General features: G+C 44.7%; 2 protein-coding genes and 3 pseudogenes. 3 read left to right on the top strand and 2 right to left on the bottom strand.

Going from position 1 to position 4389, the window contains the following annotated elements:
- Nucleotides 1-156: 156 nt before the first annotated feature.
- Nucleotides 157-312, top strand: a pseudogene (locus tag DDT52_RS21340) (tyrosine-type recombinase/integrase); the annotation flags it as partial.
- 59 nt (nt 313-371) lie between these two features.
- Here the strand turns inward: DDT52_RS21340 and DDT52_RS20695 are convergent.
- Together DDT52_RS20695 and DDT52_RS20700 are read right to left on the bottom strand one after the other, a co-directional pair.
- Nucleotides 372-750 (bottom strand): annotated as a pseudogene (locus tag DDT52_RS20695) (D-serine ammonia-lyase); the annotation flags it as partial.
- Nucleotides 751-862: 112 nt separating this feature from the next.
- A complete protein-coding gene (locus tag DDT52_RS20700; RefSeq protein ID WP_136157985.1) occupies nt 863-1828 on the bottom strand; it encodes a hypothetical protein in 966 nt (321 codons plus the stop codon).
- Between the two features lie 316 nt (nt 1829-2144).
- Between DDT52_RS20700 and DDT52_RS20705 the strand changes: the two are divergent.
- Nucleotides 2145-2431 (top strand): annotated as a pseudogene (locus DDT52_RS20705) (integrase core domain-containing protein); the annotation flags it as partial.
- Between the two features lie 745 nt (nt 2432-3176).
- On the top strand, nt 3177-4389 hold a 1213-nt coding region (locus tag DDT52_RS20710; protein ID WP_281728912.1), incomplete at its 3' end, for an ESPR-type extended signal peptide-containing protein.

Genomic DNA, 4389 nt, shown 5'->3' on the forward strand with positions numbered 1-4389 from the left:
GAACATCCAATTTAGATCTTCAACAGTGCGTTTAGCCGCTCGCTCTTTAGCTAACTCTGAAGATTCTGAGCTTATAATTTTGGCCTTTTACCTTGAGTAACCTTTAGAGTCACTTCATAAGCACGTTGTTTTGCCTCACGTTCAGAGACTTATTCTTATGCCGTTCAGCAGGGAATCATCGACTACAATCCCGCTCAGGAAATGTCAGGTGCCGTTAACACAGATAAACGCCAGCATCGTCCTGCCCTTCCCTTTGAACGCTACCATGAATTTTTAGGGCACATTGACAGAGATAAAGGTCGGTTGCTTACCTGTAGTCCCTCCGGTTTTTAGGTACCACCGCCAATGAGGATCTCCGGCCAGTTTTTCCTCGCATAGATAACATAGATCCCGCCGCGCGCTTTGATAGAGCCAGAAATAGGTAAATGACTGTCTTTTTTCAGCAGCAGCCTTCTATCCGGGTTGAATAACGTGAAGATAACGAACTCTGCATATGCGGAATCGTAATAATCTCGGATTCAATAATCCCGTTTGTAGGTTGCGTTTCCGGAAATACCTTACATAGATAAGGAGCGAAGCGTCTCAAACGTGCTTCGGCCGCGTAACATCCTGAGCGGTAAGACCGACAAAGGGCAACCCTTCCTGTAACGTTGTGATCCGGGGATTAAACCAATCGACCGTCTCCAGATCCCTCATTTTCTTAACTAACGGATAATCGGTCAGCAACTGTTCTAGTTCACCACGACTCATTATTCGTCACCTCTTGCAGTTAAACCACGTATGAAAGGAGAAAGATGGACATCTAACATTCAACACCAGATTGTACAAAAAACGTAACGCTGCGCCTGGATCTAATTTTCACTCAATTTTTTCCACTCAACCATGGCGAATCAACGCTCCAGAAGATAATGTCTGCTCCCAGATAATTTTCAGCGAAATCAACAAACTCTTCCCTGGAAAATTTTTTATGCGTGACCGGATTAATATAAGTTAATGTCGGTTCCTGTACTGCCATGGCAACTAATGGCAGTTTATTTTTATAGCGATTAAAATAAGGATATGAGTTGTGCATCTGTGCCTTTTTATGAGGAACAATATCCGGCCCACCCAGACCTATATTATTATCTTTCGCGAATTGGAAAAGGCGAGACATATATTTATGATCGTTGTCCCATTCGCACGGCCAAAAATTCACATATTGCACGACATGAGATTTTTTAAACACCGAGCGAGTGAATTTTAAGTTATCAAGCGTAGCCGCATAGTATTTATCACAGCTAAAACCCGTTTTATCATGCTTGATATCTATATCAATCGCCGTTTCAGGTAAGTTTATACCTTCAATTCTGCCATCAAATGTCTGCGCTAAGGCAGAAATCAATTTTTGATAACGCGTTCTCAATGCATCATTCCATTGAACCGCCACCCACCCCATAGCCTGCGATTTACCTTCTCCCGGATTATCCTGTTGTTCCACCAGGCCGCCAGCATATTGAGGGTCGTCTAACAAATATTGTGGGATATAACGGGCTTGCGGTTCAAAAAATCGATCCTGAATCTGCAAAAACATTTTTTTATTGATTTTCCGCAGCAGAGTAAGATCCTTTTCTATCATGGAAAAATCATACTTCCCCGGCGCAACTTCCAACTGCTTCCAGTTATAGACTATCTGCACCCCGGTAATGTCCTGGCGGGTTAATAAAGGATAAAGTTTCTCTATATCATCAGAAGAAGTATACAGGTAATTTTCACGTTCTTTAGCGAATGCACTTATCGAAAGTATACTCATCAAAAAAAACACAGTATATAGCCACTGTTTAGCGTTCATTTAAAATACCTCATTAATTACTGTTGCAGTAACCTTGTCTGGATAAGAGTTTTCGTGCATTCATCAAATCCAAAAGATCACAAACCTTAATGCTAACGGCATAATAAGTAATAAAAATCTTTATTTCCTCAGCATGCGCTATTAACATCCATTTCCTGCTCAAAGATAAAAACAGCAGCGTTGTTTTGTCAAGAAAATAGACGTGTTTAATTTGTAAAGAAAATAAAATAAATCAACAAAATGACATAATATATGACAATATTTTAGGGGGAATATCATCCGCCGCGTATAGCGTTAAATAAGACACGCTAACAACACAAGCTGGCGGCTCCGACAGTTACTGTGGCGATACCGGATAAAGTATGAGTCGGCGCGGAAACTGTTGGGAACAACCCGATGGAGCGCTTGTTCAGAAGTCTGAAAAATGAGTGGATATCTGTAACGGGATACGTGAGCTTCAACGACGCTACCCACGCAATCATGGAATACATCGAGAGGTATTACAGTGCACTCAGGCCGCATGACTATAACGGTGGATTACCGCCAAACGAATCGGAAAAACGGTTTTGGAAAAACGCTAATGCGGTGGCCAGTTTTAGTTGACCACTACACTTTCTCATAAGACTGCAATCTCAGCATAGCGGTAAAAAATCCACCATAACTGCAAACACATTTTATGATTTAAATTAATCTCAGACTCGCAACCTAGCGTAGGTTGCTTCAACATTTTTTCGAGCCAATAGGTAGAATAAAAGTTAATAAGCTAATTAATTGTCAATATAATTATTTATAAATATTCCATTTTCCCTCCATTGGATAAATCTAACGACTGACGAACGCCATGATCAGAATGTTACTGTTTCCCTCATATCTGATACATGATGGTTAGGCTCCTGTGTCAATAAAGGAGCTAAAAGCGTCAATGAGGCGAATATTACCGTCACTATAACCTCTTCCTTTATTTTCATAACTTATTGAATATATTTTCTTTTTTTACAAAAATAAAATCTTTGACTTTTTTACTGGAATTTACATAAAACTTAAACTAAGTTTCATAATGAAATAATTTGTAATCTTTTTTCGAGTATATGTTTCATTGATATTCATTTAATTACTATTTGATTATCAATAAATTAATTTTAATTCCATCATAAGGAATGCTATCCACGCATAAAAAGCGTGGCGGTGTCCTTGCTGCATTTCTATGCGCGTCAGGAGGATTGACTACACACAACTATTTTAATTTTATTTGATTTTTCACTTTGTTAACTAACTATCCTTATTCAAGGTAATCCCAGTGAGTTCTGCTCTCTGAATTATCGGAGGTTGGCTTGTGCCAAAAAAAATTATGAATAAAATTTATTTAGTTATCTGGAATGTTGCCACCAATACCTGGACTGCCGTATCTGAATTATCAGGCAGAAAGAAGAAATCCAAATCAAGCGCCACAACGGTAAAATCCGCACTGTTTTTTTTATCCATTGCCTCAACGGGTTCCGCATGGGCCGGCACCTGTATTCAGATCGATCAAATAGGAAGCTCCAGTGCGACAGGCACTGGGGCAAGCGGAACCGTGACTTGCGGTGCATTTTCTATCGCCATTGCCGCAGGCAGTGGCGGAAGCGCTTCCAATTTCGGTGTCGCAATTGGCGATGCCGCATCGTCAACCGGCTCGAACTCAGTCGCCCTGGGACGACAAGCCTCAGCGCTGGCTGCCGGCGCAACCGTAGTGGGACAAGGCTCGAACGTGAACGCAGCCTCCACCTCCGGGTCGGCTTTTGGGCAGACTAGCAGCGTCACGGCAGCTAACGGCACGGCGTTGGGGGCGGGAACATCCGTAGCGGGCGCCGGCGGTTTGGCAGTAGGGCAAGGCGCTAACGTGAACGCAACCTCCACCACCGGATCGGCTATCGGGCAGAATAGCAGCGTCACGGCGGCTAACGGCACGGCGTTGGGGGCGGGAACATCCGTATCGGGCGCCGGCGGTGTGGCTATCGGACGCAATGCATCGGGCTCGGCTGCCACGAGCGGTGAGAACGGCATTGCCATTGGCGGACAAAGTAGCGCGACAGCAACGTCCGCTATCGCGATCGGCCGGGGATCGCTGGCCAATGATACCTATGGTATTGCAATGGGGGATGCGACAACGGCAGGCAGCAACGCCGTTGCTATTGGCACCTCAAGCACCGCGACAGGAACAAATAGCATCAGCATCGGTACTGGCAATACCGTATCGGGGAACAACTCCGGGGCGATTGGCGATCCGTCAGTCGTTACCGGCACAGGTTCATACTCCATCGGTAACGACAACACCATCGACGCGAATAACGCATTCGCACTGGGCAATAACATCAGCATCGGCACCGGACTCGATGGCGCCGTGGTGCTGGGTGATAACTCGACGGTTTCAGCAGCAAATGCCACCGCTTCAACAACATTAAACGGTACAACCTATAACTTTGCGGGCGGAACCCCTACGGCGGGGGATGTCGTCAGCGTGGGCGGCAGCGGCGCCGAACGGCAGATCACCCATGTCGCCGCCGGACAGATCTCCGACACCA

Origin of the sequence: Brenneria roseae subsp. roseae (genome assembly GCF_003115845.1) — a bacterium.
Classification (GTDB): domain Bacteria; phylum Pseudomonadota; class Gammaproteobacteria; order Enterobacterales; family Enterobacteriaceae; genus Brenneria; species Brenneria roseae.